Annotated in this window: 1 tRNA gene; it reads left to right on the top strand. The window is 40.3% G+C overall.

Going from position 1 to position 231, the window contains the following annotated elements:
* Positions 1 to 87: 87 nt before the first annotated feature.
* A tRNA-Lys gene (locus tag AB4153_RS20590) sits at positions 88 to 163 on the top strand.
* Positions 164 to 231: the final 68 nt, after the last annotated feature.

A 231-nucleotide genomic window follows, 5' to 3' on the forward strand; every position in this document is an offset into this window, starting at 1 on the left:
ATCCTTCACGACCCACCACTTTTCTGAAAGTGAGATTGCCAGTTTGGCTTTAATTCAGACGTAATGAATCATTACGTAAAACTAGATGGGTCGTTAGCTCAGTTGGTAGAGCAGTTGGCTTTTAACCAATTGGTCGAAGGTTCGAATCCTTCACGACCCACCACTTTTCTGAAAGTGAGATTGCCAGTTTGGCTTTAATTCAGACGTAATAAATCATTACGTAAAACTAGA

Source organism: Shewanella sp. 10N.286.52.E4, assembly GCF_041468785.1.
Lineage (GTDB): Bacteria > Pseudomonadota > Gammaproteobacteria > Enterobacterales > Shewanellaceae > Shewanella > Shewanella electrodiphila.